39 protein-coding genes and 1 other annotated feature are annotated in these 26,477 nt (G+C 48.4%); of the genes, 18 read left to right on the top strand and 21 right to left on the bottom strand.

All coding sequences use genetic code 11. From position 1 onward, the window contains the following. The 18 genes from ABD035_RS14560 to ABD035_RS14640 all read right to left on the bottom strand — a co-directional run bounded on the left by ABD035_RS14560 (position 1) and on the right by ABD035_RS14640 (position 10,138). Positions 1–516, bottom strand: a complete 516-nt coding sequence (locus ABD035_RS14560) for a hypothetical protein (protein WP_343870917.1) — start codon at positions 514–516, stop codon at positions 1–3. Between the two features lie 87 nt (positions 517–603). Further along, the gene (locus ABD035_RS14565) at positions 604–1,284 is read right to left on the bottom strand and encodes a DUF4145 domain-containing protein (RefSeq protein ID WP_343870918.1); all 681 of its coding nucleotides are present in this window, start codon (positions 1,282–1,284) and stop codon (positions 604–606) included. 188 nt (positions 1,285–1,472) lie between these two features. Further along, positions 1,473–1,790 carry a hypothetical protein gene (locus ABD035_RS14570; RefSeq protein ID WP_343870919.1) on the bottom strand — a complete coding sequence of 106 codons (318 nt, stop codon included), beginning with the start codon at positions 1,788–1,790 and terminating at the stop codon, positions 1,473–1,475. Beyond that, entirely contained in the window at positions 1,787–2,017 is a 231-nt protein-coding gene (lysC, locus tag ABD035_RS17685) for an Rz1-like lysis system protein LysC (protein WP_425579729.1), read from the bottom strand. The genes ABD035_RS14570 and lysC overlap by 4 nt, the downstream gene beginning before the upstream one ends. Next, a complete protein-coding gene (locus ABD035_RS14575) occupies positions 1,914–2,408 on the bottom strand; it encodes an Rz lytic protein (protein ID WP_343870920.1) in 495 nt (164 codons plus the stop codon). The genes lysC and ABD035_RS14575 overlap by 104 nt, the downstream gene beginning before the upstream one ends. Next, complete coding sequence (locus tag ABD035_RS14580; protein WP_343870921.1) at positions 2,396–3,040, bottom strand: glycoside hydrolase family 19 protein; 645 nt, start codon at positions 3,038–3,040, stop codon at positions 2,396–2,398. Before ABD035_RS14580 ends, ABD035_RS14575 begins: the two co-directional genes overlap by 13 nt. Beyond that, positions 3,024–3,395 (bottom strand): phage holin, lambda family, encoded by a 372-nt coding sequence (locus tag ABD035_RS14585; protein ID WP_029687102.1) that lies wholly within the window; start codon positions 3,393–3,395, stop codon positions 3,024–3,026. The genes ABD035_RS14580 and ABD035_RS14585 overlap by 17 nt, the downstream gene beginning before the upstream one ends. Positions 3,396–3,478: 83 nt before the next feature. Then, positions 3,479–3,661, bottom strand: coding sequence for an ogr/Delta-like zinc finger family protein (locus ABD035_RS14590; protein ID WP_212713404.1), 183 nt, complete (start codon positions 3,659–3,661; stop codon positions 3,479–3,481). Between the two features lie 445 nt (positions 3,662–4,106). Beyond that, positions 4,107–4,730: an antitermination protein Q gene (locus ABD035_RS14595; protein WP_343870922.1), complete on the bottom strand. Its 624-nt coding sequence runs from the start codon at positions 4,728–4,730 to the stop codon at positions 4,107–4,109. Next, entirely contained in the window at positions 4,727–5,335 is a 609-nt protein-coding gene (locus ABD035_RS14600) for a recombination protein NinG (RefSeq protein ID WP_343870923.1), read from the bottom strand. Before ABD035_RS14600 ends, ABD035_RS14595 begins: the two co-directional genes overlap by 4 nt. A gap of 101 nt (positions 5,336–5,436) precedes the next feature. Beyond that, on the bottom strand, positions 5,437–5,694 hold the full coding sequence (locus ABD035_RS14605; RefSeq protein WP_343870924.1) for a hypothetical protein: 258 nt from the start codon (positions 5,692–5,694) through the stop codon (positions 5,437–5,439). A 9-nt stretch (positions 5,695–5,703) separates the two neighbouring features. Beyond that, entirely contained in the window at positions 5,704–6,153 is a 450-nt protein-coding gene (locus tag ABD035_RS14610; RefSeq protein ID WP_343870925.1) for a DUF1367 family protein, read from the bottom strand. A 264-nt stretch (positions 6,154–6,417) separates the two neighbouring features. After that, positions 6,418–6,933 (bottom strand): GNAT family N-acetyltransferase, encoded by a 516-nt coding sequence (locus ABD035_RS14615; protein ID WP_343870926.1) that lies wholly within the window; start codon positions 6,931–6,933, stop codon positions 6,418–6,420. 243 nt (positions 6,934–7,176) lie between these two features. Then, complete coding sequence (locus ABD035_RS14620; protein ID WP_343870927.1) at positions 7,177–7,875, bottom strand: replication protein P; 699 nt, start codon at positions 7,873–7,875, stop codon at positions 7,177–7,179. After that, positions 7,872–8,693: a replication protein gene (locus tag ABD035_RS14625; protein WP_343870928.1), complete on the bottom strand. Its 822-nt coding sequence runs from the start codon at positions 8,691–8,693 to the stop codon at positions 7,872–7,874. Before ABD035_RS14625 ends, ABD035_RS14620 begins: the two co-directional genes overlap by 4 nt. After that, on the bottom strand, positions 8,690–9,517 hold the full coding sequence (locus tag ABD035_RS14630) for a ParB/RepB/Spo0J family partition protein (RefSeq protein ID WP_343870929.1): 828 nt from the start codon (positions 9,515–9,517) through the stop codon (positions 8,690–8,692). The genes ABD035_RS14625 and ABD035_RS14630 overlap by 4 nt, the downstream gene beginning before the upstream one ends. 34 nt (positions 9,518–9,551) lie before the next feature. Then, entirely contained in the window at positions 9,552–9,830 is a 279-nt protein-coding gene (locus ABD035_RS14635; RefSeq protein WP_343870930.1) for a CII family transcriptional regulator, read from the bottom strand. Between the two features lie 104 nt (positions 9,831–9,934). Continuing rightward, complete coding sequence (locus ABD035_RS14640) at positions 9,935–10,138, bottom strand: Cro/CI family transcriptional regulator (RefSeq protein ID WP_343870931.1); 204 nt, start codon at positions 10,136–10,138, stop codon at positions 9,935–9,937. 100 nt (positions 10,139–10,238) lie between these two features. Between ABD035_RS14640 and ABD035_RS14645 the strand changes: the two genes are divergently transcribed. The 17 genes from ABD035_RS14645 (at position 10,239) to ABD035_RS14725 (ending at position 19,754) form a co-directional block, all read left to right on the top strand. After that, entirely contained in the window at positions 10,239–10,946 is a 708-nt protein-coding gene (locus ABD035_RS14645; protein WP_343870932.1) for a LexA family protein, read from the top strand. Positions 10,947–11,236: 290 nt separating this feature from the next. Beyond that, positions 11,237–11,725 (top strand): Panacea domain-containing protein, encoded by a 489-nt coding sequence (locus ABD035_RS14650; protein WP_343870933.1) that lies wholly within the window; start codon positions 11,237–11,239, stop codon positions 11,723–11,725. Between the two features lie 16 nt (positions 11,726–11,741). After that, positions 11,742–12,332 (top strand): hypothetical protein, encoded by a 591-nt coding sequence (locus ABD035_RS14655; RefSeq protein ID WP_343870934.1) that lies wholly within the window; start codon positions 11,742–11,744, stop codon positions 12,330–12,332. A 515-nt stretch (positions 12,333–12,847) separates the two neighbouring features. Further along, complete coding sequence (locus ABD035_RS14660) at positions 12,848–13,090, top strand: hypothetical protein (protein ID WP_343870935.1); 243 nt, start codon at positions 12,848–12,850, stop codon at positions 13,088–13,090. Positions 13,091–13,165: 75 nt separating this feature from the next. Continuing rightward, positions 13,166–13,636 (top strand): hypothetical protein, encoded by a 471-nt coding sequence (locus ABD035_RS14665; RefSeq protein WP_343870936.1) that lies wholly within the window; start codon positions 13,166–13,168, stop codon positions 13,634–13,636. A gap of 541 nt (positions 13,637–14,177) precedes the next feature. Further along, a complete protein-coding gene (locus ABD035_RS14670; RefSeq protein ID WP_256360140.1) occupies positions 14,178–14,300 on the top strand; it encodes a hypothetical protein in 123 nt (40 codons plus the stop codon). Positions 14,301–14,394: 94 nt separating this feature from the next. Then, positions 14,395–14,595 carry a hypothetical protein gene (locus tag ABD035_RS14675; protein ID WP_343870035.1) on the top strand — a complete coding sequence of 67 codons (201 nt, stop codon included), beginning with the start codon at positions 14,395–14,397 and terminating at the stop codon, positions 14,593–14,595. Then, on the top strand, positions 14,585–14,845 hold the full coding sequence (locus ABD035_RS14680; protein WP_343870937.1) for a hypothetical protein: 261 nt from the start codon (positions 14,585–14,587) through the stop codon (positions 14,843–14,845). The genes ABD035_RS14675 and ABD035_RS14680 overlap by 11 nt, the downstream gene beginning before the upstream one ends. A gap of 2 nt (positions 14,846–14,847) precedes the next feature. Then, on the top strand, positions 14,848–15,669 hold the full coding sequence (locus ABD035_RS14685) for a PD-(D/E)XK nuclease-like domain-containing protein (protein WP_343870938.1): 822 nt from the start codon (positions 14,848–14,850) through the stop codon (positions 15,667–15,669). Next, entirely contained in the window at positions 15,669–16,244 is a 576-nt protein-coding gene (locus ABD035_RS14690; protein ID WP_343870940.1) for a hypothetical protein, read from the top strand. Before ABD035_RS14685 ends, ABD035_RS14690 begins: the two co-directional genes overlap by 1 nt. Next, the gene (locus tag ABD035_RS14695; RefSeq protein WP_343870941.1) at positions 16,241–16,558 is read left to right on the top strand and encodes a hypothetical protein; all 318 of its coding nucleotides are present in this window, start codon (positions 16,241–16,243) and stop codon (positions 16,556–16,558) included. Before ABD035_RS14690 ends, ABD035_RS14695 begins: the two co-directional genes overlap by 4 nt. A 64-nt stretch (positions 16,559–16,622) precedes the next feature. Continuing rightward, positions 16,623–16,991, top strand: coding sequence for a hypothetical protein (locus ABD035_RS14700; protein WP_343870942.1), 369 nt, complete (start codon positions 16,623–16,625; stop codon positions 16,989–16,991). After that, positions 16,991–17,362 carry a hypothetical protein gene (locus ABD035_RS14705; RefSeq protein WP_343870944.1) on the top strand — a complete coding sequence of 124 codons (372 nt, stop codon included), beginning with the start codon at positions 16,991–16,993 and terminating at the stop codon, positions 17,360–17,362. Before ABD035_RS14700 ends, ABD035_RS14705 begins: the two co-directional genes overlap by 1 nt. Then, positions 17,359–17,802, top strand: coding sequence for a hypothetical protein (locus tag ABD035_RS14710; protein ID WP_343870945.1), 444 nt, complete (start codon positions 17,359–17,361; stop codon positions 17,800–17,802). The genes ABD035_RS14705 and ABD035_RS14710 overlap by 4 nt, the downstream gene beginning before the upstream one ends. A 441-nt stretch (positions 17,803–18,243) precedes the next feature. After that, entirely contained in the window at positions 18,244–18,723 is a 480-nt protein-coding gene (locus ABD035_RS14715) for a class I SAM-dependent methyltransferase (RefSeq protein WP_343870946.1), read from the top strand. Positions 18,724–18,907: 184 nt separating this feature from the next. Next, entirely contained in the window at positions 18,908–19,489 is a 582-nt protein-coding gene (locus ABD035_RS14720) for a hypothetical protein (RefSeq protein WP_343870948.1), read from the top strand. A gap of 61 nt (positions 19,490–19,550) precedes the next feature. After that, a complete protein-coding gene (locus ABD035_RS14725) occupies positions 19,551–19,754 on the top strand; it encodes a hypothetical protein (RefSeq protein ID WP_343870949.1) in 204 nt (67 codons plus the stop codon). A 257-nt stretch (positions 19,755–20,011) separates the two neighbouring features. On the opposite strand, the gene ABD035_RS14730 is transcribed toward ABD035_RS14725, so the two are convergent. Then, positions 20,012–21,193: a tyrosine-type recombinase/integrase gene (locus ABD035_RS14730; RefSeq protein ID WP_343870950.1), complete on the bottom strand. Its 1,182-nt coding sequence runs from the start codon at positions 21,191–21,193 to the stop codon at positions 20,012–20,014. 176 nt (positions 21,194–21,369) lie between these two features. Here ABD035_RS14730 and sbcB point away from each other — a divergent pair, with 176 nt between their 5' ends. After that, on the top strand, positions 21,370–22,800 hold the full coding sequence (gene sbcB / locus ABD035_RS14735) for an exodeoxyribonuclease I (protein WP_343870951.1): 1,431 nt from the start codon (positions 21,370–21,372) through the stop codon (positions 22,798–22,800). A 717-nt stretch (positions 22,801–23,517) separates the two neighbouring features. Here sbcB and ABD035_RS14740 read toward each other — a convergent pair. Further along, on the bottom strand, positions 23,518–24,879 hold the full coding sequence (locus tag ABD035_RS14740) for an APC family permease (RefSeq protein ID WP_212714743.1): 1,362 nt from the start codon (positions 24,877–24,879) through the stop codon (positions 23,518–23,520). 385 nt (positions 24,880–25,264) lie between these two features. Beyond that, complete coding sequence (locus tag ABD035_RS14745) at positions 25,265–26,101, bottom strand: SDR family oxidoreductase (RefSeq protein WP_343870952.1); 837 nt, start codon at positions 26,099–26,101, stop codon at positions 25,265–25,267. A gap of 215 nt (positions 26,102–26,316) precedes the next feature. After that, positions 26,317–26,435: a sequence feature (His leader region), on the top strand. Positions 26,436–26,477: the final 42 nt, after the last annotated feature.

Here is a 26,477-nt window from a genome sequence, read left to right on the forward strand (position 1 = left end):
TCACCCCTTAGATAATGAGTCCATCAGATCGGACAATGTGTCTGTCTCGCTGCTCTTCTCGCCGCTGTCGATGTTGTAGGCTTCACGTTCTGCCTTGATGACTTTAATCTGAGCGTCCACGCCGGCAGTGATTGAGCGGGACATGGCAGCATGGTTGTCCTCTGTGATTTCCGCATCTTCGAGGAAAGTGCGGAGCTTATTGGTGATGCCGCGCCAGGCGGCCAAACCTTCACGGTGAGCAATAACAACTGCTGCAGCTTCGTCAGATGCTTCTTCGATGATTTCGTCATCAGTTCGCACTTTCGACTGCGAACCAGAGGCGCGAACCTCTGCGCGAACTAACTTATCCTGCGTGGCCGTTTTGACCTTGTTGGTAAGGTCTCTTTGCCAGTTCTGCTGTGATGCTTTCTTCCTGATGGCGGTATCACTTACACCATGCTTTTCCGCTATTGCGCGGATGGACAACGAACCAGCCCGGTAAGCCGACTCGATGGCCTCCCAATCTGGTTTTGCCATTTCTATTCCTTGTTGATTGCATTAAACAGCACCCGATAGGATGCTCTATGATGCATACGGAAAAACCGCCCAGAGGCGGTTTCATTGTTACTGTTGCTTTAATTCTTTTTTCTCCGCAGCCGCAGCAACTATCCTTTCAGATCTGATTCGCCGGTTTTCTCTCTCAACATACCAATCACTAAGTAAAGTCTCGATGAGTCTAATGAGTAATTCAGATTCCTCCTTGTCGACTTCAATAATCAAATCAATGTCTTTTTCCATATGCGCGCCAATGTTGCCAATGCTTCTTATTGCATCAATCGCCTGCCATGTATCTGTGTCAACTTTTTCTTCAATTGCCCTAACCTCCTCAAAGAGGTTCTTTTCTTTGACACCCCAAAAGTCTCTGATCATCCCCTGTAGACATCGACGTGCTAAAGTTGCTGAGGCTTTAGGAGAGAGCTCCGCAATCATTGCTGACTCTCTATAATCATTGAGAATAGCTTTTGGAATATAATCTGGAAACTGCTTAACTACTCCTTGAGGGATATGCGTCCATCGTTGAATGGGTTCTGCTATCTCATACTTTCCCGGTACAATCTTTGCTGAGCCCACTTCAGATATATATGTAAACTCCTTGCATTCATGGTTTGGACAAACATAAACCCACGACTGCACTAAAAGCTCCCCCTGTTTTGTATCAGCTTTAACAATGTAATAATTATACTGTTGTTGTATTTTATCCTTAACGGACAATCGACCACAAAACGGGCATTCCCAAGTAGACATATCACCCCTCACATGCTTATGTTGAGTTTATATATTCCTACTTTTTATCAAATAAATTCAATTAAAATAATCTAAGCTGTAGGCATTTCCGTCGCACCAATTAGAAAGGCCAACTTATGACGTGGGTCGGGAGTAAATTACTCTTCTGGTAATCACAATCGAGGCCACCGTAATGGCCTCTGTTCTGATTACAGGAACTTATCTTTCAGAGCGACCAGATCGGCTTCGGCTTCTTCGCCGAGGACTTCCAGGCCGTGCTCAACAAATTCAACGAAAGCGTCAAACTTAGCTTTAGCCTGCTCCAATGGAGAACTGGTTGAGGTGGTATCTGCAACCTGCGCGCCACTACCGCTATTTAGACTTCCGGTATCTGCTGGCTGTGCTGCTTCGTTAGCTACAGGCTGAGCGGCGGCTGGTTGTGCTGCAACTGGTTGTACTACTGATTGATCTGACATTTTCTCTTTCTCTCGGTTAAAAAGGCTTTTCAGCCACTGGATGAATTTCATTTTTCTTGCGCCTCAATGTTCCTGATCGTCCGCCGGTCGATATTGGCCTGGTTTAGCAAGCCGAATAACTCAGCATTCAGCATCACGCTGTCGCCATAGGTGAAGGTGTCAGGGATTGCGGGTTTAGTGATTGGTGCTGTCAGCTCTGCCGGGATCGGCAGACACGGTACTGTGACTGTCCGGTACTCCGTTTGCTTCTGCTGCCTGGCGCAGCCGGTCAACAGCATCGCGATTAACGGCAGACTTAGCGCACTGGTCCGAAAGTAGGTAGGTTTTAATCTCACTCTGTAGCGCCTTATTGTACTGGTCTGCATCTGCCCGCTGCTGGAGCACATCAGACATGATTACGTTTTGCTTCTGGATGGCAGCAGTTAACTTCTGCACACCATCGGCCAGGTCATCGTTTTTATCCTGCAGCTCGTTAATCTGGGCGTCTTTGCTGTCGCTCAGTCTTTCCAGTCGCTCGTTTGTCGCGGTTAACTGGTGGTTGCTGGTATTCAGCCCCCATAGAGCAACGCAGACGAGAAGGATGAATAAGCATGGGATGATGACGTGGGCGTTATTGCGGAGTTTGGTATAGAACGCTTTGGATTTTACGAGCAGTGTCAGCCAGAGCATAAAACCCCCTTAGCTTTCAATAGTCGCGCTGTTCTGTCGTCCAGGCCGTTAGTGCCGCCGTTGATGATTCGGGTAATCGCGATTAAATCATCTTTGTCAGCCAGGGCATTCAGACCGTGATTACTCCACCATGCGGCAGCCGACTCAGCAGCCAGTGCGTATGTGGTTAACTGGTCAGGGTCTGCGATGATATCGACACCCAGTTGATTAACGAGGGCCTGATAATTACTGCGACCGGTAATCTGAATTAACCCGCGACCACGAAACCGGTAACCGTCACCCGAGGCAATATCACCATTCCCGTTCCGGTTGGCGTAGATGATGTTGGCTATCATCGGCTGGTCAGCCGGGTGAGCATTGGTGCCGGCATCAACTCTGCCGTATTTCAGTGCATCAGCCTGACTTATTCGGTTGCCAAACATTGCCAGCAGAGCACCGTAGCGATAATTCAGACCTTCTTCGATCTTCGCAAACCCTCCTGATTCGTGCCCGGCCTGTGCGAGAAAGTGCGCCTGGCGGTACGGGTTGGTTATGCCGAACTTATTCATCGCCGCGTTGATATTCGGAAACCAGACATCGCGGAGATAATCACCGATACCGGTGGCGGACTGGAAATTAGTTGCCGTCAGCATCTGCTTCCTCCTTGCTGTCGTTAAGGCCGAATTTCTGGCGGGCAAATGCAAACAGGGAATCGACGCCGATGTACCCAACTGCAGCAGATACCGGCCAGCAAAGTTCAGGCGGAAAATTCCAGTGAAATATCGCGCAGATGGCGGTTAATGTCGGGTTGGCGAAGAAACAGAGAATGCCGCACATCAGTGCGCCGGCGATTCTGTCTGTCCATCGTGCTTTTCTGTTCCGTGACGTTGCGAGGATCGACATGACAAAGGCCAGGACAGAGTAACCTGCCTCATTTCTGTGCGTGGCCAGCCATGAGAGCATCGCAGCCCAGGTGTCCGGCCTTTCGCTCATAGTCTGTTTCTTCATAGTCACCCCCGAACGGGGATTGAGGTGTAGGGGATTCACCCGCTGCCGTTAACGCTTCAGTTCAGAGAGGATGTTTTAACGTGTTATGAATCGGCAGAGGGTGAAATTGAAGGGCCTGATATGACTCTGACTACTCTTTCAATTGCCTTGAATGTGCAGGAGCAGAAAATATTCTGGCACTGGTAGTAAGTTTCTTTCGTATCGTCAGAGAGGTAACGACTGCTTCTGGTGTGGGAACTGTGCTTACAATGTGGACATCTCATCATTTTGGATAATTGTTTTCATGCATAAAAAAAAGCCCGCACCAGGCGCGGGCAAAAACACACAAGAAGGGAACAAAGTATGAGTCATACACTACATAACGTAGAACAGCTTGAAAACCATGCAAGTTTCTGGATACCTCAGATAAAAGGAGTTTGACCAGCATCACAAAATCGTCGAAGCGTATCCCATTCAGGATAAAAGAAACCCCGCAAAACGCGGGGTTAAGAGAGAGTACTGCATTTCAGGGTAATAACATGATGGAGAGGTAATGAGTGATTCAAAAAAAGTATAGCCCTGATTTCAGAACATGAAAGTAATACATAAAAAAAACCTCGCCGAGGCGAGGTAGCTGATAAAAATTCGTTAAGCAAAGATCTTCCATCATGGGAGTCAAATTTACCCAAAAAGGTGTAATTGGTCAAGTGCAATCGTTTGGGGTTATCGAATTTACTCGAAAGAGGTAGTAACGAGCCGCAACATGCTGTTGGCATGATTCTCTGACTTATCCAGTTCTGAGATTAACGAGTCGTAAAACTGACTTACACCCCGCTTCCACTGATCGGCGGATAAAGCATAGGCCACGCCGCGATAAACCGACTTCCCCGATAGCTTTGAATAACCTACCCCGGAACACCGGTTACACTCCTTTTCAGTGAATACCCCGCTCTCCTCTGTCTTCTCCCGATCACATGCGCGACCGGTCCCGTGACAGTCTTTGCATCGGGCCCCGGGCGTTGCCGCAGAACGTGACCATGAAGCAAAGGCGAAAGTTGCGAGTGTTTGCACCACTTTTCCCTTAACCTTGGTTTCAAGCTTGCGTAAGGCGGCCACCTTGTCGCAATGCTTTAATCCGTGTTGTGTAAGTAACTGAATAGCCTTTCGTTTGTCGTTCTCACTCAGATCCATTTTGCCGCTGAAAGCTGTGAATCCGAGTGCAGAGCGACTCTGTACCATTCCGAACGCTCCCATAACATCAGTGCCGGTTAATGCCTCTGATGCGGTTGCCCGTGGGGAGTCGGTGAATTGCGGGGATTTGGGGCTGTGAAATTTAACGGCGTTTTCGAGGTTCATTGCTGCTCCCGCTGTTTAATCAGCTCTCTGGTTTTCTTCCTGTAACGCGCAGCCAGTTCTTCCAGCTCTTCCCGGATCCATTTCTTCACCGGATGCGGCCCCATCAAAACATCGAACGCTTCCTGCCCTATTCTTTCGATAAGGTTCGGCGTGTAGTTCTCGATGTTTCCGGACAGGTGCTGGTTACAGGGGACACATTGCTTATGGCAGTTTGTCTCGTCATACCGCGTTGCTGGAGAGGCTCCACGCGTCCGATAATGTCCGGCATCATACTTACCCTCATGATGACGTCCGCAGCTAATACAGGGCTGCTCAGCGTCTCTGATGCGGATGAATTGATTGAATGCTGCCTGGGCTTTGCTGTGGAAATAGCTGAGGGGTTTTACTTCGAGTTTGCGTATTTGGTGGTGACGTCTTTCCTGCTGCGCTTCTTTCTTCCTTTGCTGCTCCTGCTTTAACTTTTCCTTCTGTCTGAGCATTAGTGCGTATGCAGTGCCATGTTCCGGACTGCACCACCATTCGTTAGGGAATCGTGGGTTAAACCATTCACGGCATATTTTGCATCGTCGTCGGGATGACTTAGTCAATTTCGTTTGCTTCATCATCACCTCCCAGATCATAAAAGTTTGGGCTCTTTGCGCTGTACAGTTCATCGCAGGAGTCGCAGAGTTTCCCGTCAGTAGCCGGAAATCCGCAGGCTGTGCAGTCAGTTTGCATGGCACCCCCTGAGGTAACTATCCAGCAGTTTTATACGCCCTACCGATGGCATAGTGCTTTTCCGGTAAACGTTGGCCCATGCCCGCGCCGGATCGGTTTTGCACTGAATTTTGTCGTTATCAATCAGCCACCGGAGGTCCTGGTTTACTTTGCTGGCATGGGACCCTGTAGCTGCGATTATTTCGCCGTTGGTTAACCAGCGTCCGTCCTCGAATAGGTCGAGTATCTTTTGTCGGTATGGTGTCATAAGACTTCCTCAGAAAAAGGCATACAGCCTGTTTAAGATGTCCGGGTCTTTGGTACCCGCAAATACGTGTTTAATGGCGGCGTTAATCAGTGCGCTATACACCCTCTCGAAACGTTCCTGCGCCATGCTGGCGAACGCCAGGCTTTCCGCTTCTGTCCGGACGTCACCGTTTAATCTGACCGTCTGGACATAGAAGCCGGCCAGTATCGTCAGGTCTTTACGGAACCGGTCAAACTGACTGCTTTCGTCCATATGCTCCAAACCAGCACGGTTCGCGCACCAGTGATCGAAGCAAAAGCCAAAGAAGGCCATTACCTTGCGGTGAAAGGACGGATTACGGGTCAGTTTGATTTCGGCTGTGTAGGTTTCGCCGGTTTTGAAGCGCTGGAGTCGTTCGAGGTCAGTGTCATTTGCTGGAGAAAATACGCCACCTGGGTGTTTCACCAGGTCGAATTGCAATGGTTATCTTCCTATAAAAAAAGTAGTCTCATGAATACGTTAGTTTCCATCCCGAACCATTTACTTAATTAATAGCACTGAATGTCATACCACAATTAACATGAGCATTTAAAAAATAATTGGCACTACTTCTATATTTAGAATGAATGGCTTCATGGCTCCAAAAAAATAACAACCACAGAAACACTTAGTGCCATAATAAATAACAGGGTGGTTTTTATCGCAACTCAGTTATCAACCAATGAACTTCATTAGATAACCCCATCAAATATCCTTACCCATAATTTTCAACGGAATATTTTTAGCTCCTGCTTTTAGAGTGCCATTACTGATATAATTCAAGCCTTGGTTTTCATAAAATCTGCATGCACGCTCATTCTGTTTAATCACCTCTAGCCAAAAATAATCATACCCTTTATCTTTAGAGTATTGCATGATTAGTTCAAGTATATGTTTTCCATAACCTTTCCCTGTAGTCCCCTCATCAAGATATAGTTTACTTAAAAAAACCCCAACTCTACCTGTCCCTGGAACACGCATCTCCCAGATAACTTTAGCGAATCCTATTGGTCTGTCAGTAACTATCAAGTACCAAGTAACTCTCGGGTTAGCAAGACTTTTCCTGATCGATTCATATGAATATTCTTTATTTATATAGTCTTCCATATCATTCTTTGAAAGCCATATTTGGCTATAGTGAGTTCGATAAGTAACTCGTGCCAAATCATGAAGTAACTTCAAATCGCCTGAACTTGCTTTGCGTATACCTAACTCCATCATCTCGACTCCAACTCAACAAAATCCATTAAAAATATCAATGTAAATTATAATTAGCTCATAAACTTTTACGCTACTAAGTAATTTATTAACCGTGATTATCACATCGCCAGGCAGAGAGATAATAAATTTAACAAAGGAACAGTAGAATGTTGGGCCGAGGAATGTCAATAAATATAAGGATATATTATTAAAAAGTGTGACTAGTGCAATCAAATAAGTTCGATTACGTAAATTTTCTTCATGTTATCTTTTACGCAGTCCGAACCGGGCCCGAATATCTGCAATATGTGATTTCGCCACATCGGGTTTAGACGGTATGTGCAGCTGCGGGATTTGCTTCCGGGGCTCTGGGATATCCTCTCCGGAAGTTATCCGGTCTGCCATGGATTTGAGCTGCTTACCGCACCGCTGACGCAGTTCTGATTCCGTCAGGTTCCCGGCCTGCATCTGGCTGTACAGGGCGGTGATCATCCAGTAGTCAGCGTTGTTATCCCAGGGGTAGTTTTCCGGACAATCATAAAACCCCCGCTCCCCGCAGTATTTCATAACCCGGCGGTACAGCTCGTCAGCGTCCGGTAATCCTGCGGCGTGGCAGGCCCCAGCCTTGCACTGTTCGATGAACTGGCCCGGGGATGGCATGAACGGGGTATCTTTCGCCCTGGCCCACCGCATACCGGCCGCCAGTTGCTCACGGGTGGTGATCCCGTTTTCAGCAAAAGCAGCAATCCACTGTTTTTTCGCGGCTGATTCATCTGCCTGAGTACGCAGGTTTGTCGCCGCCGCCGCCGGGAATACCTGCCGGAACTGCCGGAACAGCGCATCGACCCGGCGCTCAGCCTCGCTGTTAACCACGCTTTGTGTCGGCTTATCAGGATAGTTACCTGCGATCTGCGATAACGTACCGGCGTCACGGTTGGCGACTGCCTGGAGTAATCGACTCATATAAATTCCTCCCATGATTCAGGGCTGTTCCAGTGGTGTTCAGGCTGTTGGTTCACTGGCGGGCTTGTTACAGGCCGACCCTTCGGTTTAAACAGGCCCTGGTAGCCGTTGGCGATGCTGGAATCAATCACCGCCGCCGGGTCATGGCCCTCGTCGTAGCATTCGCGTAGCAGCTTGAACGCCTTTGTCACGGTCACCTGTGTTTTGATTGGCTTACCAGACTGGCGACGGTAGTCCACCCATTCACTCCAGGACTGGCTATTCAGGAAGTCCGGAACGGGGATACTCAGAGGGTCAAACTTCGGCGATTCCCCCTTGGGGGATTTAGGGGGTTTATTACTTTCTTTCTTTTCTTTTGGATAATGTCTTTTGTGTGTCTCTGGATTAGAGACAGGCAAAGTCTCCAACTTAGAGACACTTTTTGTCTCTGGTTTAGAGACAAAGTTGCTAACTTGGAGACACTTGCTGAATTTCCACGCTGAAACCTCCTTGTTAACCCCGATCTGATTCCCTTCCATTAACAGGCAATTCATTGAAATCAGTTCTTTTTTTGCTTTGTTGACGTTCTGTCTCGATATCCCGGTGACCTGAGATATCTGCTCGTCAGCAATGCGATCTGTTTTCTTGTTGAAGCCATATGTTTTACGGATGTAAGCCATCATGACCTTCAACTGACGCGCTGTTAAATCGGCACTTGCAATGGCCTCCAGTAGTTCGTTAGCGATTTTGGTATAACCATTATCGGTATCGACCACGCGGCGCTCCACGGCCCGGAGATCGGGCCTGATTGGTGATACGTTATCGTATGCAAGGTTCATGAAACCTCTCCCTGCCGGATACCGGCTCTGTATTCGTCAAGGATGAGAGTGATTTCTCTGGCGGTACCGGATGCCAGAAGCAGGTGATCATCACCGCAGTTATCATTTTGCAATGATGCGTCTACCAGAAGCTCTACAAGCCGTCTGGCTTTGGATGCACTGAACAACGGTATAGCGTCAGCGCGGGTTATTTTCTTCTTCCCAGCGGCCTTAGCCTTATCCAGTTGTCCGACTGCAACAGATGTCGCATGCGGGCCGTGTTCACGGGATAAAGCGACGGCAGTTGTTGCCGCAACCTCACCAGACCGGACCATGTCGAGAAGCTCCGTTCCGCAACGGACCAGATCCAGATGCAGGTTAACGTCCGAGACAGACCGTTTAACTTTCCTGGCTATCTCAGCCGGTTCCCATCCCTGATTAATCATCCGCAGATAGGCAGAGCCACGTTCAATCGGTGTGAGAGGCTTACCCTGGGATGATGTAACCATGAAGGCGATACGGTCAGCATCCGAGCCGACAAAGTCCTTACACTCAATGCGCAGGATCGGGTGCCCCGCTTCTGTGGCGGCAAGTGCGCCGTAATAGCGGTGGTGACCATCCAGAATCTTAATGCCCTTCTCTGTGACCTGTACGGCCAGCGGAGGAAGGTATTCACCGGCGATGAAGGCATCCCGGAATTCATTAACGTGATCCTGGTCGATTTCACGAACGTTAAAGCCAGGTTCGACGTATAACTCAGATAGCGGTACCACATACGTTTTATTGACCGATGTGCCGGTGCCGTTTTTCTCTTTGTGCTTGTAAAGCTGATAAAGTGTAGACATAATGACCCCTGTGAATTGATCCAGTAATTCGCTATCAGGCCTCAAAGAATTCGCCGTTCTTTGGGGTCTTTTCATTTGTGAGCAATACCCGCAGACGCTGGGCCAGATCGTTAATCTGTTCGTCATCCACGCCCCACTCCAGCACCGCCAGTAGCAGTGACATCTTCGGAATGAAATTAACTTTCCAGCGCGACACCTGAGACTTATCGACGCCAACAGCTTTCGCTACGTTGGTCAGCCCGACTAATGCGATTTTGTTCAATAACTTGCTCTCAATAGCGCGAGCGTTGTTGCGTGTGGTTGTTACTTCCATTTGAGAAAATCCTTGTGTGTGTAGTTGAGTGATCAGCAGGTGCTGTCACTTAAATTGGTCCCTGGTATTCCGAGGGTGGCAGACTGTTAAAGAGCGGTTGGTGCTTATGCGGGTTGAATATCACGCTTATTGCTAGGGAATGGTTTCAGTTCTTCAGCGATCACTTTCCCATTCTCAAGGATGGTGACTGTGATGTTCCTGCCTGAAGAAATGGCTTTGCTGATTGCGCTTTGCCGGCAGTTAAAAACCTCAGCCGCCTTTTCTTGACCATTCCGAGAGACAAATGCTGATAGTGTTAATTTTTCCATAATCTCTCCTTAATCTTCGCCATCATTATCACTGTTAGTAATGAAATAGTCAACACTAGCGGTGATTGGTGAATATTCCATGCGGTTATAAAATGCAGCTATGAAAAAGAAACCTCTGACAGAAGAACAAATCGCAGACGCCGCAAGGCTTAAGGCGATCTTTGAAAGCAAGAAAAAAGAGCTCCGGCTATCTCAAGAGACGCTGGGAGAGGCTATTGGCATGGGTCAGAGTGGAGTGAATCAGCTTCTGAACGGTTCAAATGCCCTAAACCATGCTCACGCATCAAGGCTTGCAAAGTTACTGGGTGTTCCCGTTGAGGAAATTAGCCCCGTGCTGGCTGATGAAATTAGAGAAATGTACTCTGCTGTTCAGGGTGTTTTCTCAGCACCTAAACAACAGTATGAATATCCGCTTTTTACTACTGTTCAGGCCGGTAATTTTTCTGAGGTAGGCTCTTACACCCAGATGGATGCCAAAGACTGGATAAGTACCAGTAAGAAGGCCAGCAATTCAGCATACTGGCTTGAGGTTAAGGGGCATTCAATGACTGCACCACAGGGTTCAAAACCCAGCTTCCCCGAAGGGATGCTGATCCTGGTTGACCCTGCTGAAGATGTTCAGCCTGGTGATTTCTGCGTTGCATCTGTGAACGGTGACTCAGAGGTTACTTTCAAAAAGTACGAAAAAGATGCTGGCATCTGTTATCTGACCCCACTCAATCCCTCCTACCGCACCCTTGAGTGTGACGCCACTTGCAGGATTGTTGGTAAGGTCGTAAAGGCCCAATGGCCGGAAGACACGTTCTGAGGCGTAGCCGTTGAGGCCAAGATGCGGTTTAAGTGATGGGGTTGGCGTGAAGATAGGCCGCAGAAATGCGGCCTTTTTTATTGCCCACACCTTTACGAGCTCTGCGGGATATGTAAGTTCGTTATTTACGGTCAAGTAAAAAATGTGCTTCAAATTCACTCGCTTATCGTAAGTTGCTGATATAGCTATTGTTATAATCATATACATTACAACATGTGTAATGTACCATTTTTAACTATTAGACTTGGTCAAAGTGATCAAGTGATTACCTAAAGTTAAGGAGGCATAACATGGCTTATTCGTCTTTAGCAGTTGCAAATGCCTTTTATGATGAAGCGAAAAAATGCGGTGGGTCATTAAGCCCAATGCAGATGCAAAAGCTTGTTTTTATAGCGAATGGGTTCAAATTAGCGATCGAAGGTTCTGCTCTTGTAGATGATTCTTTTGAAGTTTGGCGTCATGGTCCTGTGGCACCGACTCTTTACAGATACTTGAAGTCATTTGGTTCGAATCCTATCACTTCTCCGATTAAATCATGGCGTATAGATGGAGAGGATTATGAAACGTTTACCCCATCAATCAAAAAAGATGATGGCAACTCGCACAATCTGATAAAAAAAGTTTTTTCTGTATATGGGGATGTTGATGCATTTGCCCTTTCAGAAATCACTCACCTTCCAGGGTCGCCTTGGTCAAAGACTAAAGAAGCTCATGGATTTAACTCTGTAATACCATCTGATATTATTAAAAATTATTATAAAAACCTATTAAATTCATAGCTTGCAAGGGTCTACATTGTCAAATAAATACAATGATGTAGCTAAGGCATTCCAGAAAGAAACTGTTAATGCAGAGGAAGCTGAAAAAGCAGAGAAAAAACGCCCAGGTAAAGCTGGGCGTCATAGTAAACACACTCATCACGAAGATGAAGAAGAATGTACTAACCCAAAGTGCTCACAGCTAATTAGTGGGTTAGAGGATGACATATCTGAGCTCAAAAAATATGCAGAGCAAGCTGAAAGTACCAAAGATTCATTATACCGGTTAGAAAGTTTAAGAAAGCGACTTGCATACATTATTTTTTCTATTATTGGCTTTTGGCTTGTATTGGTTTTTTGTTTGGTTTTTTTAGGTAGTTTGGATGTGACTTATTTTAAGGGGAAGTGTTCACCATCAAGTTATAACCTACTGAGATCTATAGATATAATTTCTCAGCAGTGCATATACTTGAAACATGGCACAGTTCTTTCCTTGAGTGAAAAAATAGTTATTACTTTAATTACTACAACAACAGTGAATGTCCTCGGGTTGGCTTATATTGTCGCTAGGTGGCTATATCCAGAACCAAAAGTAAAAAAGAAAAAAAAGAAAAAAAAAGGAAAATAGCAAACTCTGCCATAGCCAGCTTTAGCACCTCCCCTGATAGCTGTACCACACGAAATCACACCCAGACCGAACCTCCGACACTATCCCGCCCTGCCCTGTGCGGGATTTTTTTCGTCTGAGGAAAAATAAATAACCTTAAATACCAGTCAGTTAATTACCACGCGCAATTTATTATCACCGCTAGTGTTGACTATAAAATTACTACCGGTGATACTTAGCCCATCGAAACGAAACATCGATGCGGTAAACGGACTACCTACCGCGCCGGACATGAGGTCAGGCTGCTATTTAACAACAAGGTTCCTGTGAATACACAGGCCGAAGTGAGTTCTTCGGGGAGTGGTGAATGCGCAGGCTGATGCGTCAATGTCGCTGTATCGGTGACGCTCGGGAAATCCGAAAGTTGGGGTTGTACCCATGCGACAGGATGTAGATGGCGAGCTCTGAACACAGAATCCATGCCGGATATCAGCACCGGCCACCACTCCACCAAAGAACTTACAGAGGATATCCCAATGAACAGAAACAGACGCCGCATGGCGGAGTTCAACGCCCGCAAGGCAGCCGAAGCAATGCAGCTTAAACCAGTTGATCGCGTTGAGCAGGCACTGAAAGCACCGAACTGGCGCAACCGCCCTGAGCAGGAACCACCCCCTGCTTATGTACAGAAGTCCAAGTTTCAGAAAATATGCAACGAAGCCGGCCGGCAGATTCACGCTGTGCAGAAGGTCAGAGGCCGGTCTATTCCTTTAGTGTAAAAATAGAATACTCATGGACATCAATGCGTAAGAGTGCTAGGAATAATTAATCATCTTATTTTATAGGTTACTTTGATGGATGGGTTTCGCTTCGAAAATCTGAAAAGCCATATATTAAATTTATCCGAATCTGAAGATTTCTCTGTTGCGTGTAGCGAATGGATTCTTGATAGTATTGAACTATCTGAAGAATGGGATAATTGTCCTTGCGGTCAAGATATCAAAGAACATTGCTACATAAAGAATAAACTAAACAATAAAACTACCTACGTTGGTAACAAATGCATAAAAAGATTCATGCAAAAAGATGAAGATAATCTTTTTAGTGGGATGAGGCGCATAAAAGAAAACCCTCGAGCAAATGCTAGCCAGGCCGTTATTGATTACGCTCAGCGCAAGGGCTACTTGCATGATGAAAAAGAGTACAATTTTCTCGTGCAAACAAAAAATAAAAGAAAACTATCTGAGCTGCAACTAAGATGGAAAGAGAAAATCAACAACAGGATACTAAGCGGCATAGTTGTTAAGAAAAGGACTGTCAGATAATAGCTTAACTGATTAATTTTCAAGAAGTCATATGGCCCCTCTCGCAGGGGCTTTTTTGTGGAAGAGAGGAAATGGGATGCGATAAGTGCAAGGGTGGATTTGTTTTTACTCGCTGCTGTTCCGGCCTGGCTGAAATGTGTGGGTGCATGGGTTACCCGGTACAGGCCACCAACTGCAAAGAGTGCAACGCTGAAAACAAAGAGCCAGAAGACGATGATATTACCGAGCTTTTGCAACTTACCGAATGGGTAGATTAAGCAGCCACTGATCTGCTTTTATGGGAGAAGGTAGTGAAAAACTCAGGCCCCATGTGCACCGTGTATCGCAAATTGAAAAATGAGTACCGATGGAGAGCTAAATTCGCTCGGCCTAATGACTTCTATCGCAGGCAATGGATACGTCTCGCCTTAGTTAACCGAGATCGGGAAAGCCAAAGCAAACAATTAAGCAGCCACTGAGCTGCTTTTTTTACGCCCTCATATCAGCGTCCATTCACTGAGTGGGCGGTTATATGACCATAACACCTAACGGAGTATCGCTAATGACAACCAACGTCATCGGCGGCGTCATTGGCGCTGCTAAATCACTGTTTAAATCACAGCTTGACCGTATCAAGCGATTTGTTAATGAAGCGGCCCGTCCGGGCGGGGAGGCTTTTGCGTGAAGAGGCTGAAATTTAACGTCGGATTTATTCGCTACTCACTGCCGGATAACGATGCTAACCGGCTTCGGATGTTACAGCTTACCAGGAGGTCGAAATGAGCCTGAACCTGACTATCGAATGCTCAGATGTGCAGACACGCGGGGCTATGCGGCCCGGAAAGGTCAGCGTTTCACTTGAAGATTGCGCCATCGACGGCCTGACCACTGAGCAGCAAACAGAACTGTGCGGCCAGATGGATTTCGACGTCCTGGTTGAGTATGTGAATTCGCTTATGGAGGTGAACCATGCTGCATGAACCTTCATTTGCAGTCGCTGAGAACGCAGAGGCACAACGCTGGGATCGGCACTATGCCGAACTGAATTATGACGAAGCGGTGCGGGAACGGGCCGAGGAGTTATCTGCCCTATTCCCTGATGGCGTTGAAATGTTCGCAGCAGATAACCCGGCGTATTTCTCTCTGCTGGCAAGCGACGATGCACAGGACGCCTATGCCGCGTTCGTTGATCGCATTTGTCTGGCTAAAGCTCAAGCCGAATGGAGTTGACTATGGAACCAGGCATCTACCACAACTTATCAAATGCTGATTATCATGCGGACCCGGCGATCGGGTCTACTTCAGTTAAGCAAATCAGCGTTAGCCCAGCAAACCTCTACTTCAACCCATTCAAAGGCAGTAAGTCAGCTCATATTGGTAGCGCCATCCACGCAGCCATACTTGAGCCTGATGTGTATAAGCGGGACTTCCATTTGCTTCCTGATGGCCTTGACCGGCGATCAGCTGACTACAAGGCAGCGGTAAGTGAATACGGTTCAGACTTTGTTCTTGTGGGTAGCGAGGTTGAAACAGTAAACCGCATGGTTGAGTCAGCAAGAATGAACAGTGATTTTGTTGATTACATGCGGTCACCTGGTAAATCTGAGATCTCCATGTTTGCCACGTGTGACATCACTGGCCTTAACCTGAAATGCAGGTTTGACAGGCTTTCTGAGTCCTATCCTTACCCGCTGGATGTGAAAAGTTGCAGGGATGCATCGGAGCGAGGGTTCAGCAGTGCATTCGGCCAGTATCACTACCACATCCAGGCGGCCTTTTACCTTCATGTCCTAAGGCTGGTAACCGGCAGAGATCTTAATCAGTTCTGTTTTTTCGCCGTAGAAAATACAGCTCCTTATCGAAACTGCATGTATTACATCGGCGAGGAGTCGCTTGAGCAGGGACGAAAGCAGATGCTTGAGGCGCTGGAGAAACTAGCCGAATGCATGGAAAGCGAATCAGCCAGATATGAGGGGATTGTTCTCCCCTCGTCTGAAATAAACATCCCTTCTTATCTCTTCGATGAAGAGTTTGATGACGAGGTAATAATCTAATGGACCTATCAAAAACCATTATCCCACGCTCTGATCAGCTTAATTTTGACGATGTTCAGATAAGTAGTATCACCGCGGTAATTAAATCTGTCCGAGCCGGAAATAAAGAGCAGCCAGTATTTATTGATTTGGAAGGATATGACGGAAGGCCTTACAAACCATCAAAATCAATGCGCCGAGTCTTGATTGAGGGTTGGGGCAATGACGGCCATGCCTGGGCGGGGAAATCTTTAACCTTGGCCGGAGACCCCTCTGTGAAGTACGGAGGTGTGGCTGTTGGCGGCATTAAAGTTAAAGCCATGAGCGATGTCGAATCCAGCTTTTCTCTGATGCTGACGGTATCGCGAGGGAAACGCGTAGAGCATGTGGTCGAAAAATTGGTAACGAAACCCAAGGTAGACCCGCTGGAGTGGTTTTCCGAAGTAGCAATGCACTCAACGCTGGCTCAACTTGAAAGTAGATTTGAGAAAACAAAGGCGGCTCTTGCTGGCGATGACGATCGGGTGAGTAAGGCCACTGAGGTATATAAGACCAGAAAATCAGAGCTGGAGGCGGCCGGAGGAAATTCCGCATGAAGCTAACGCCCCACTACCGCCGGACAAGGGAATGTCCGCTATCTGGCATCAAGGAGAAGATAACCTGGCAGTTAAACAAGGGGCCAATGACAGGCCAGCAACTTGCCGACAAATTCGGCCTTAGCCTCGGAAGGATAAACGAGGTTATGCGCTCCAGCTTTAAAGGCGACACCGTAAAGCTCGGCAAAGGAGAGCCATTCGCCACTGATGGCAGAGCCATGGACAGGCTCTACTGGTTGGAAGCCAAACCACGGCGCGTTAATGCGAAAGAAAAGACACGGATCGTCTTCAGCCGAAAGCACTACGTCAATTAAACCCCATTCACCCACCCTATCCTCTGCCATACGGCACCGGGAGGGTTATCTGTTGGAGAGGAAAGTGACTAATAATCAATACGCAGAACGAGACATCATGGACCTGGATATATCAGGCAACCACTACTCCCGCCATATATCAGCAATGACCCGCGAGGGACTTCACAGTAAATCAGACATTGCTGCGGAACTGGCATGGCGGGACGCACGCATTGCAGAACTGGAAACCCGTACAGTGAAGCTGCCGAAGCCACACACCCACTTAATCTGGATTCAGGCAGGCCATGCGCCGGATGGCTTTTGGGATTACGTAACGGTATCTCACAGCGAGAAAGACAGAAGCTGTGATGGCTCTGAACGCTACCCGGTTTATGCGCGTTGGGACATCGAAGAGGTGCTAAAAGCTGCTGGCATCAAGTTGGAGTCTGAGTGATGAAAAAATTAACTAAGCGTGTGCAGGCTGGCGGCCTGTGGTTCGATGTTCCGGTAAATATTAACTATGTGGCGTTTTCGCACTCTGGTGATGTTTATTGTTACCTGCGTAAACCGCCAAAGCCAGTCGCCAGCTGGAAGAGATCGATGTTCCAACCTTGCGGAATGGTATCTCTCGAAGGTGCAGACTGGCGCGAGTGCTGTTGGTATGTGGGCGACCAGCTTGATGGTGAGGACACCGAACGCCGGGAGTGGATGGCGCGTGGTGTTGAATTAGCGATTAATAAACTGAAAGGACTCGGTGACAAATCTTATTCACCGTATGAGCTTGAGTGCCTCTCGAACTCCATTCGAGCCGGGGAGGTTGAATGAAACCAATAACTGAGCAGAGACGGCAGGAGCTGATTGCTGATTGTGAAAAGGAAATAGAACACGCTGAAAAGCTTCTTTTGTCAGCAGGTCTCGCAATAGGATGGCGGAAGGTACATGAAAATAACTTGTTAAAACATCAAATCGCCCTGGCTTCACTGACTGCGGCGCCGGAGGTATCAGAGATTGAGTCTGTGCACCCGGAAAATGGAAACACAATCATTCATTTACGCAGGGGCGGATTAAAGAACATCTCACCTGAGGATATTGCAGAGTATGAAATGATTGAAACCGAGAAATTCTACACCGCCCCGCCGGTTCCGGTGATTAAGTTGCCTGATGAGATTGAGGGTATCGAACATTCAGAGTATGGGGCTGGAAAGAAGGACGGGTGGAATTTATGTCTTGATGAAATCAAACGACGCAACGGCCTGGGGGAGTGATGACAAAAATACGAGCAATAGCATTAACCAGACCATGCAGTAACTGTCCATTCCTGGACTCTCCGGAGTCCATTTCTCACACGCTGAAGCCCGGGCGGCTGGCTGGAATTAAGTCTGGGCTTCTTGCTGACGATATGGCGCCGTTCCTGTGCCACAAAACACTGTCAGGCCATGAAGATGATTGCGGCCAGTATCAGCATAGTGGCAAAGAGTCTCACTGCATGGGCTCAATGGCTTGGCTTTATAATCAGGGCCGTTTTAATATCAGCATGAGACTCGCTACAATGGATAAGACATGGCTCGAAAACCTGAAGCAAAGCGCCCTTTTGGTGGTGCGATGATCCAGAGAATAAGCATGCTGATAATCAGAGGATGGTTCCCTGCTTTCATTAAACGAATAGCGTTCCGCATAGCTCTGTGGGATGCGTACAGGAGGAAGTGATGGATACGCCAGTGCTGGACATGTGCTGCGGCTCCCGAATGTTCTGGTTCAATAAAACAGATGAGCGAGCAACATTCTGCGATATCCGCTCTGAGAAGCACACTTTATGCGATGGACGCGCACTAAATATTTCCCCCGATATAATCGCCGATTTTCGTAACCTACCTTTCCCTGATGATAGTTTTGCTCAGGTAGTTTTTGACCCTCCCCACCTTGTGCGGGCTGGTGAAAATGGATGGATGCGGAAAAAGTATGGTGCTCTGGATAAGGATAACTGGCAGCGGGATATTGCGGATGGATTCCGTGAGGCATTTCGGGTATTGCGGCCACACGGGACTTTGATATTCAAATGGAATGAAACGCAGGTTCCGGTGAAGCTGGTGATCGCCCTAACTGACCAGATGCCGACCATCTGGCAGCGGACTGGTAAGGGGGATAAAACGCACTGGATTATATTCCTTAAGGAGCCACCCGCATGATACTCGCCGGATACGTCATCCTCATTCTCTCCGGTAACCAGGCAACTCCCCTCACTGAAACACTCTACCCAACCGAAACACAGTGCGAACATCAGATCGAGGCTATGGGTGATATCCAGCCCCGGCATATGCTTTTGTGTGGTAAAGTGATAAGGAAAATGTAAGATTTAGAGAGGGAGAGTGCGTGAGTTCAAATATTCTATACCCAGCAATAACTTCCGCTTTTGTAGCTGTTTTAGCATTATTGTTCAATAAAGAAATGAAGGAAAATGATTATACCAAAGATTGGATTAACTCATTTTCCGCTGCAACAGCTGAATTCATATCTCATTTAGTGCAAAGAAATAGATGCCAGCAGGAATTAACAAGGATAGCTGGATATTTAGGAACCTCTCAAATTAAAGATTCTGATCAAACCAGAAGAGATGAGCGCTGGGTGGATGCCAGGAAAGATTTGGAAAAGAATCTTTATAATCATTTGACCGAGTTAATAAAACAAGAGGCATTAATAAAGATGCTTTTAGTTTCATCAGGTAAAATCAAAGAAAATCAAAGGCTTCTACTAACCCAGAAGATCGAGGATTCTGAAGCATGGCGGCCGGGAGAAAGTTTATCTGAAAATGCTGAAGAAATTTGCAAAATGTCATCGGCAATAATTAAAGATGAATGGATTAGAATAAAAAAATATGGCCCCGTACACAAATTTGTTATCTTGGTAATAATATCCACCATTATAATTGGATGTATAGAATTGTTGAAAAAGTGAAGCCACATCAAAAACATAACCGCCCATCGAGGCGGTTTTTTATTGCCTAAAGGAAACCACTATGTACGCAGACCAACTCGACCAGGCTTCAGAACTGGAGCAGCAACAACTGAAAATTGCGATGGCGAACCGCCCGCGACCGAAGCCATTCACCGGCAAATGCTATAGCTGTGGCGACAAGATCGACAAAGGCCACTATTGCGATTCAGCCTGCCGTGAAGATGACGAGAAACGCGAACGCGCCACGAAGTTTAACCGCCACTAACCCCCCCACTAAACCAAACCACCCTACCCCCGCACCGGTCACCGGCGGCATCGTCGTGCCTGCGGGTTGGGTAAAGGAGAATGCTATGCAGATTGAGCAACTCGTCACTGAAAAAGAAGTAATGGCCTGCCTTAACATCCGATCGCCCAATACCATGTGGCGTTACAGAAAGGAATGCTGTTTTCCGGAGCCGGTACGTTCACACCCGAACCAATACCGGCCATCGGAGGTACAAAGCTGGATAAACAATGGCGGGTCTAAGCAGAAGATAGCTTCCTGACGTGCCAGAGTATCTTATCGGCGTGAAGCTCATACCCCTGCTTCTGCTCCTCGATCCAGTCATGCTTATTGTACACAGCCATAATCCCGCCCAAATCATGCCCCAGCATCTTCTCGGTGACATGGGGCGCAACTCCCTGCTCAGACAGTCGTGTAACGAGCGTTCGGCGAAAATCGTGCGCCCTCCAGTACCCGATATCCATCTCGTCACGAATCCTGCCTATATACCTGTTGGCCGCCGATATGGATATCGGCTTGTCCAGCGCATCTCCCGGAAACAAAATCCCTTTATATGTTGTCAGCGCCTTTTCAAGCAGTGGCTCAATTTTCGGAAATATTGGTCTGCGGATTATATTTCCCATCTTGCTCAGTTCAGCAGGAGTGGTCCACACCATGCTGTCGAGATCAAAGTGCTGCGTAGTGGCCTGCCTTAGCTCTGAGTTCCTGGCCCCCCATAACATCAGCATCTGATGAAGGAGCTTGTTAGACGTTGATGCCCGGCTACGGTCTATTTTCAGCCATATCTGTGCAAGCTCCGGATAAGTAAGAACCCTGTCACCCACCTGAGATGATGTACCAAAGTCGCGAGGCAGAATGTTCATCAGAGATGATGATTCAATATACTGCCTACGGATGCACCAGTGTGTTGCCGTTCTTAACTGGCTAAGAACCTGGCGGGCACGGCGTGGATTTTCCCGCTCCTGCACAGTAAAGAAATCGACCCATTGCTTAGCAGTAATATCTTCCATAGGTACAAAGCGAAATGCGCTATCCATTACCTTCATTACCGTGGAACTGTATAGGTCCCTGGTCTTAGGCCTGAGTTGCGTAATTACGTAGTTTTGATACCAGTAGTTCAGGCAATCAGAAAGAGTGGCTTTTGAACTCTGCCCCCTTTCAAACTTAGAGCGCGGGTCCGCGCCGGAAGCAACCAGCAGCCTCAGTTCATCAGTAATGTTTCTGGCATCTTTCAGAGACACGGACGGATACCGGCCAATGCTCATGCGCTGAAATTTCCCCTGCCATTTAAAGCGGAACTGGAAGTTGATAACTCCTTTTGGTGATATCCTTGCGCTCAGTCCATGAGAGTCTGTAACCTCAGAGGGTCCGGTATAGGCTTTGCCTGAAATTGTTCTTAGCTTCGTGTCTGAGAGAGCCATTCTAAAATTGGTACACCCGAAAAATTGTGGTTGGTACAAGAATGGTACAAAATATCACATGAAGTAAAGAGGATAACAAAGGAAAGTTCAGGATAAAAAAGGTTGTTAATTGAGCAATTATAGCGATAACAAATTGATATTTAATAAAATAACAGGAAAGAAAAGGAAGGTTTCGGATGAAAAAGAATGAATCAGTAACGCCTACCTTCCTTTTTCATGATTATGAGACCTTCGGTAAGCATCCGGCGCTGGATCGCCCTGCGCAGTTTGCAGGTATCCGCACGGATGCAGAATTCAATATCATCGGTGAACCTGAAGTCTTTTACTGCCGGCCTGCCGATGACTACCTTCCTCAGCCCGAAGCGGTGATGATCACAGGTATTACGCCACAACATGCGATGGCACAGGGCGTCAGTGAGGCTGAGTTCGCGCAACGTATTCATGCCCTGTTCAGTGAGCCAGGCACCTGCGTGGTCGGCTATAACAATGTGCGCTTCGATGATGAAGTCACGCGCAATATTTTCTACCGTAACTTCTACGACCCGTATGCCTGGAGCTGGCAGAACGGTAATTCGCGCTGGGATTTACTGGACGTTATGCGTGCCTGCTATGCATTGCGCCCGGAAGGAATTGTCTGGCCCGAAAATGAAGAAGGTTTTCCTTCATTCCGGCTGGAACATCTGACCAAAGCGAACAATGTCAGCCACGAACAAGCCCATGACGCCATGTCTGATGTGTATGCCACCCTGGCAATGGCAAAACTGGTCCGCGAAAAACAGCCAAAACTGTTCGATTTCCTCTATCTCCACCGCAATAAAAATAAGCTGCAGACGCTTATCGATATTCCGCAGATGAAACCGTTGGTGCATGTCTCCGGAATGTTCGGTGCTGCCCGTGGCAATACCAGCTGGATTGTGCCACTGGCATGGCATCCGGATAACCGGAATGCACTGATCACCCTCGACCTGGCCGGTGATATTCAGCCATTATTACAGGAGAGTGCGGATGAACTGCGCGAGCGTATGTATACCCCGCGGGAACAGCGGGGAGACCTGCCGCCGGTCCCGTTAAAACTGGTCCATATTAATAAGTGCCCGGTGCTGGCACCGGCCAGCACCTTGCGTCCGGAGGATGCCGCACGGCTGGGGATCGATCGCCAGTTCTGTCTGGATAATCTGGCGCTGCTGCGGCAGCATGCCGACATCCGTGAAAAAGTCGTCACTATCTTTGCGGATGGGCGTGAATTTGAACCCTCTCAGGATGTGGATGCGCAGTTATATGATGGTTTCTTCAGTGATGCCGACCGGCAGGCGATGAATATCGTCCGTGGCACCGAACCCGGGAATCTGCCGGCCCTGGACATCACTTTTGACGATAAGCGTATTCTGCCGCTGCTATTCCGTTACCGTGCCCGTAATTTTCCGGGAACCCTCGATCATGGTGAGCAACAATGCTGGCTGGAACATCGTCGTGAAACACTGAACCCGGCGCGGGTGGAGCACTATATCGGTGAGCTTGAACAACTCGCCAGCCTCTATGCCGATGATGAGCGTAAGCAGTCCCTGCTGAAATCCCTCTATCGGTATGCCGAAACACTGCTGAGCTGATATCGCGGGCCGCCCCGCCCCTGTGCGGCCCGTTTATACCGGTTTCTGGCGATCTGAGGGTGGTTCTGCCACGAGGATGACCGTCGGGTTCACTTATCCCCCGGCCCGAAGGCCGCGATTGCTGGTATAACTTCGTCCGCCCGATCACTGGCGCAACCCTGGTATCGTCTGCCTGAGAGTCGTTTTACCACGAGGATGACCGTCGGGTTCACTTATCCCCCGGCCCGAAGGCCGCGATTGCTGGTATAGCTTTGTCCGCCCGGTCACTGGCGCAACCCTGGTATCGTCTGCCTGAGAGTCGTTTTGCCACGAGGATGACCGTCGGGTTCACTTATCCCCCGATCCGAAGGTCCCGGCTGCTGGTATAGCTTCGTCCGCCCGGTCACTGGCAAAACCCAAGTATAGTCTGCCTGAGAGTCGCTTTGCCATGAGTATAACTAGCAGGTTCACTTATCCCCCGGCCCGAAGGCCGCGATTGCTGGTATAACTTCGTCCGCCCGGTCACTGGCACAATCCTGGTATTCACTGCTTAAAATGCCCCGCGATACAGGCTGAGTTATTCTTTGATTTACGAAAGTAACGGCAGGAAACGGGGATTGATGATGCCCCGGGGCAGTTGCGTACGGCCTTACCCGCTATCGGTTTAAGCAATGCCCATAAAAAAAGCCCTGTCAGGAAACCTGACAGGGCTTGATCAGTGACGCGTGCAGCGGAGGATTATAACCCTTCTTCGCTGTACTGAGGCACCGGCTTACGGAAGGCCCGGGTCACAAACGCCAGGTAGATAATACCGATAGCCGCCCAGATCAGACCGAGGATCATCGAGCTTTCTTCCAGGTTCAGCCACAGCGCTCCGACCGTCAGTGCCCCCAGAACCGGCAGCACCAGATACTGGAAGTGGTCGTTCAGTGTCTTGTTACGTTTCTCACGGATCCAGAACTGTGAAATCACAGACAGGTTAACGAAAGTAAACGCCACCAGAGCACCAAAGTTAATCAGCGCAGTCGCGGTGACCAGGTCAAAATTGATCGCCAGTAATGCAATGGCACCGACCAGCAGCACGTTATAGGTCGGGGTAGACCATTTGTGTGAGATATGACCAAAGAAACGGTTCGGGAACACACCGTCACGTCCCATCACATACATCAGACGTGAAACCCCGGCATGGGCTGCCATTCCTGAGGCCAGTACGGTCACACAGGAGAAGATCAGGATACCGAACTGGAACGTTCTGCCCGCAACATACAGCATGATTTCAGGCTGTGAGGAATCCGGGTCTTTAAAACGAGAGATGTCCGGGAAGTACAGTTGCAGGAAGTAAGACACCGCAACAAACAGTACACCACCGATCAGTGCCGTCATGAAAATCGCACGCGGGATGGTACGTTCTGCATCTTTCGTCTCTTCAGACAATGAGCTCAGACCATCAAAGCCCAGGAAGGAGAAGCAGAGTATCGTCGCCCCGGTGATCATCGGTACCACATGTGCATCCGAAGACCAGAACGGTTTGGTGCTGGTTAAGGTTCCTGCGCCAATACCGTGGCTGACGCCGTAGATAATCAGTCCGACAATCGCGACCATCACCGCAATCTGCAGCACAACGATAATACTGTTGAAGTTGGCAACCGTTTTAATCCCTTTCAGGTTAGTCACGGTCATAAATACCACCAGCAGTACCACGAAGATCCATGAAGGGATGCCCGGCAGCAGGGATTCAAAATAACTTTTTGCCAGCAGAATGTTAATCATTGGCATAAACAGGTAGTCCAGCAGCGAGGACCAGCCGACCATAAATCCGACATGCGGACTGATGGATTTTTGTGCATAAGTGTACGCAGAACCGGCCGACGGGAAACGACGAACCAGTTTACCGTAACTCAGTGCAGTAAACAGAATTGCGATAGTCGCAAAGATATACGCGGTCGCAACGTGACCACTGGTCAGTCCCGACACGATACCAAAGGTATCAAACAGGGTCATCGGCTGCATATACGCCAGACCGATCATGATCACAGGAAGTAGCGTTAATGTTTTTTTCAGGTTAGCGCGCTTAGGTGCAGCAGAGGGATTAGTTTGCATGATTCATGTCCCCTACAGTAACAATCGTGCGTGATTGTGCCACAGGGATATTCCGCAGAACGCAGAAAGGTGAGTATGAAGTTATCATCGTGCGCGTCGCGCCGTAGTCGTCGCGAAAGCGTGCACCAGACATCGCTGGTGAAGTGGTGAAAAGCCCCATCAAAATTTCCTCTAACTCACGCCATAGCGTGTATCTAATGTATATCTCTCCGGAAAACGTCCGGCCTCGTAGGTTTGTTTTATAACTAAATATGCAAAAAAAATAACCGACGCCGGAAAAAGGCATCGGTTATTCTCAAATTTGCAGGCGCGCATTCTGCCTAAAAATACCCGCTAACACAAGAGATTATCACCGTTATCCGGGCAATTATGGCAAATCTTCGGCTTACCCCTGAGTAAATGGCATGTCGTAAGGGTCCGGCCATTGATAGCGGAAACCTCGTTCGCGGCAGATCCGCTGCCCGTTGACCGCTTTTCCTGCGTCGGTGGCCGGTTCGCCGTCAAAGACCGGCGGGGTCCAGCCGGCGTGGGCCGCAAGTCGGGTGTAATATTCTTCCCGGAATGGATGGCCCTCAGCACAGAGATTATAGACGGTTCCCTGCGCAGGATGTTCGAGCAGCAGCACAATCGCGGAAATAACATCCTCCAGGTGAACCAGGTTGACCCCCTGGTTGCCATGACTCAGCCCGGTTTTCCCTGCCAGAAAGCGTCCCGGATGTCTCCCCGGCCCCACCAGCCCCGCGAGACGCAGTATATCCACCGTCGTCCCGGGTAAATCATGGAGCCATTGTTCCAGCCGCACCAGAGATTCACCGGCCGGGGTCACCGGATGCACAGGGCTGTCTTCGGAAGCCTCACCCTGCAGATTACCGTAGACCGAGGTAGAACTGGTGAAAATAATATGCCGGACCTGGCGGGCCAGGGCCATATCAACAATATTCTGCACCGCCTGAAGATATTGCTCACTGGTATCGACCGTCCGCCGCGCCGGTAACGTCACCACCAGGGCATCCACATCCAGCAGTTCGGCTAAATCATCAGGGTCACACTTCGGCTCCGGGTCCAGCGTCAGCAGACTGGCCGGAATGCCGCTTGCCTGTGCCGCCTGCACGCCATCTGCAGTCGTCTTACTGCCCGTCACCTGCCAGCCACGTCCGATCAGCGTCCGGGCCAGAGGCATCCCCAGCCAGCCCAGGCCGACAATTGCTACTTTTTTCGTCATAAGTCTGCCTTTATATTGTCCTGTCCGATACCGCAAGAATCAGCGGTGATCTTATGCCTGTGACCGTTTTCAGGCCAGTATAAATTTATTAAGAAATTTATGATTGTCAGGCCGAAAAAAGGGTTGCCAGTCGCCGCTATTTTGGTTAGGTTAATTGGCAGACAATCAAATCAATATACGTCGGAATATTTTATGAACAGCGTCCAGATTAACCACCATCATCACCATCACCCTGACTAGTCTTTCAGGCGATGTGTGCTGGGAGACGAAAAGATCTTCCAGTGGTTTGGACGCATAAAAAAACCCCGGAAGATTTCTTCCGGGGTTTTTTTATGGACAAAAGTTTCAGAATAATAAATTCCGTACAGGAAAAAAT

Origin of the sequence: Tatumella terrea (genome assembly GCF_039523755.1) — a bacterium.
Classification (GTDB): Bacteria; Pseudomonadota; Gammaproteobacteria; order Enterobacterales; family Enterobacteriaceae; genus Tatumella; species Tatumella terrea.

Bases quoted from the DNA above. Each gene is read 5' to 3' on its own strand.
- ABD035_RS14560 (WP_343870917.1), bottom strand. From the start codon at position 516: ATGGCAAAACCAGATTGGGAGGCCATCGAGTCGGCTTACCGGGCTGGT.
- ABD035_RS14565 (WP_343870918.1), bottom strand. From the start codon at position 1,284: ATGTCTACTTGGGAATGCCCGTTTTGTGGTCGATTGTCCGTTAAGGAT.
- ABD035_RS14570 (WP_343870919.1), bottom strand. From the start codon at position 1,790: ATGAAATTCATCCAGTGGCTGAAAAGCCTTTTTAACCGAGAGAAAGAG.
- lysC (WP_425579729.1), bottom strand. From the start codon at position 2,017: ATGCTGTTGACCGGCTGCGCCAGGCAGCAGAAGCAAACGGAGTACCGG.
- ABD035_RS14575 (WP_343870920.1), bottom strand. From the start codon at position 2,408: ATGCTCTGGCTGACACTGCTCGTAAAATCCAAAGCGTTCTATACCAAA.
- ABD035_RS14580 (WP_343870921.1), bottom strand. From the start codon at position 3,040: ATGCTGACGGCAACTAATTTCCAGTCCGCCACCGGTATCGGTGATTAT.
- ABD035_RS14585 (WP_029687102.1), bottom strand. From the start codon at position 3,395: ATGAAGAAACAGACTATGAGCGAAAGGCCGGACACCTGGGCTGCGATG.
- ABD035_RS14590 (WP_212713404.1), bottom strand. From the start codon at position 3,661: ATGATGAGATGTCCACATTGTAAGCACAGTTCCCACACCAGAAGCAGT.
- ABD035_RS14595 (WP_343870922.1), bottom strand. From the start codon at position 4,730: ATGAACCTCGAAAACGCCGTTAAATTTCACAGCCCCAAATCCCCGCAA.
- ABD035_RS14600 (WP_343870923.1), bottom strand. From the start codon at position 5,335: ATGATGAAGCAAACGAAATTGACTAAGTCATCCCGACGACGATGCAAA.
- ABD035_RS14605 (WP_343870924.1), bottom strand. From the start codon at position 5,694: ATGACACCATACCGACAAAAGATACTCGACCTATTCGAGGACGGACGC.
- ABD035_RS14615 (WP_343870926.1), bottom strand. From the start codon at position 6,933: ATGATGGAGTTAGGTATACGCAAAGCAAGTTCAGGCGATTTGAAGTTA.
- ABD035_RS14620 (WP_343870927.1), bottom strand. From the start codon at position 7,875: ATGAGTCGATTACTCCAGGCAGTCGCCAACCGTGACGCCGGTACGTTA.
- ABD035_RS14625 (WP_343870928.1), bottom strand. From the start codon at position 8,693: ATGAACCTTGCATACGATAACGTATCACCAATCAGGCCCGATCTCCGG.
- ABD035_RS14630 (WP_343870929.1), bottom strand. From the start codon at position 9,517: ATGTCTACACTTTATCAGCTTTACAAGCACAAAGAGAAAAACGGCACC.
- ABD035_RS14635 (WP_343870930.1), bottom strand. From the start codon at position 9,830: ATGGAAGTAACAACCACACGCAACAACGCTCGCGCTATTGAGAGCAAG.
- ABD035_RS14640 (WP_343870931.1), bottom strand. From the start codon at position 10,138: ATGGAAAAATTAACACTATCAGCATTTGTCTCTCGGAATGGTCAAGAA.
- ABD035_RS14645 (WP_343870932.1), top strand. From the start codon at position 10,239: ATGAAAAAGAAACCTCTGACAGAAGAACAAATCGCAGACGCCGCAAGG.
- ABD035_RS14650 (WP_343870933.1), top strand. From the start codon at position 11,237: ATGGCTTATTCGTCTTTAGCAGTTGCAAATGCCTTTTATGATGAAGCG.
- ABD035_RS14660 (WP_343870935.1), top strand. From the start codon at position 12,848: ATGAACAGAAACAGACGCCGCATGGCGGAGTTCAACGCCCGCAAGGCA.
- ABD035_RS14665 (WP_343870936.1), top strand. From the start codon at position 13,166: ATGGATGGGTTTCGCTTCGAAAATCTGAAAAGCCATATATTAAATTTA.
- ABD035_RS14670 (WP_256360140.1), top strand. From the start codon at position 14,178: ATGACAACCAACGTCATCGGCGGCGTCATTGGCGCTGCTAAATCACTG.
- ABD035_RS14675 (WP_343870035.1), top strand. From the start codon at position 14,395: ATGAGCCTGAACCTGACTATCGAATGCTCAGATGTGCAGACACGCGGG.
- ABD035_RS14680 (WP_343870937.1), top strand. From the start codon at position 14,585: ATGCTGCATGAACCTTCATTTGCAGTCGCTGAGAACGCAGAGGCACAA.
- ABD035_RS14685 (WP_343870938.1), top strand. From the start codon at position 14,848: ATGGAACCAGGCATCTACCACAACTTATCAAATGCTGATTATCATGCG.
- ABD035_RS14690 (WP_343870940.1), top strand. From the start codon at position 15,669: ATGGACCTATCAAAAACCATTATCCCACGCTCTGATCAGCTTAATTTT.
- ABD035_RS14695 (WP_343870941.1), top strand. From the start codon at position 16,241: ATGAAGCTAACGCCCCACTACCGCCGGACAAGGGAATGTCCGCTATCT.
- ABD035_RS14705 (WP_343870944.1), top strand. From the start codon at position 16,991: ATGAAAAAATTAACTAAGCGTGTGCAGGCTGGCGGCCTGTGGTTCGAT.
- ABD035_RS14710 (WP_343870945.1), top strand. From the start codon at position 17,359: ATGAAACCAATAACTGAGCAGAGACGGCAGGAGCTGATTGCTGATTGT.
- ABD035_RS14715 (WP_343870946.1), top strand. From the start codon at position 18,244: ATGGATACGCCAGTGCTGGACATGTGCTGCGGCTCCCGAATGTTCTGG.
- ABD035_RS14725 (WP_343870949.1), top strand. From the start codon at position 19,551: ATGTACGCAGACCAACTCGACCAGGCTTCAGAACTGGAGCAGCAACAA.
- ABD035_RS14730 (WP_343870950.1), bottom strand. From the start codon at position 21,193: ATGGCTCTCTCAGACACGAAGCTAAGAACAATTTCAGGCAAAGCCTAT.
- sbcB (WP_343870951.1), top strand. From the start codon at position 21,370: ATGAAAAAGAATGAATCAGTAACGCCTACCTTCCTTTTTCATGATTAT.
- ABD035_RS14740 (WP_212714743.1), bottom strand. From the start codon at position 24,879: ATGCAAACTAATCCCTCTGCTGCACCTAAGCGCGCTAACCTGAAAAAA.
- ABD035_RS14745 (WP_343870952.1), bottom strand. From the start codon at position 26,101: ATGACGAAAAAAGTAGCAATTGTCGGCCTGGGCTGGCTGGGGATGCCT.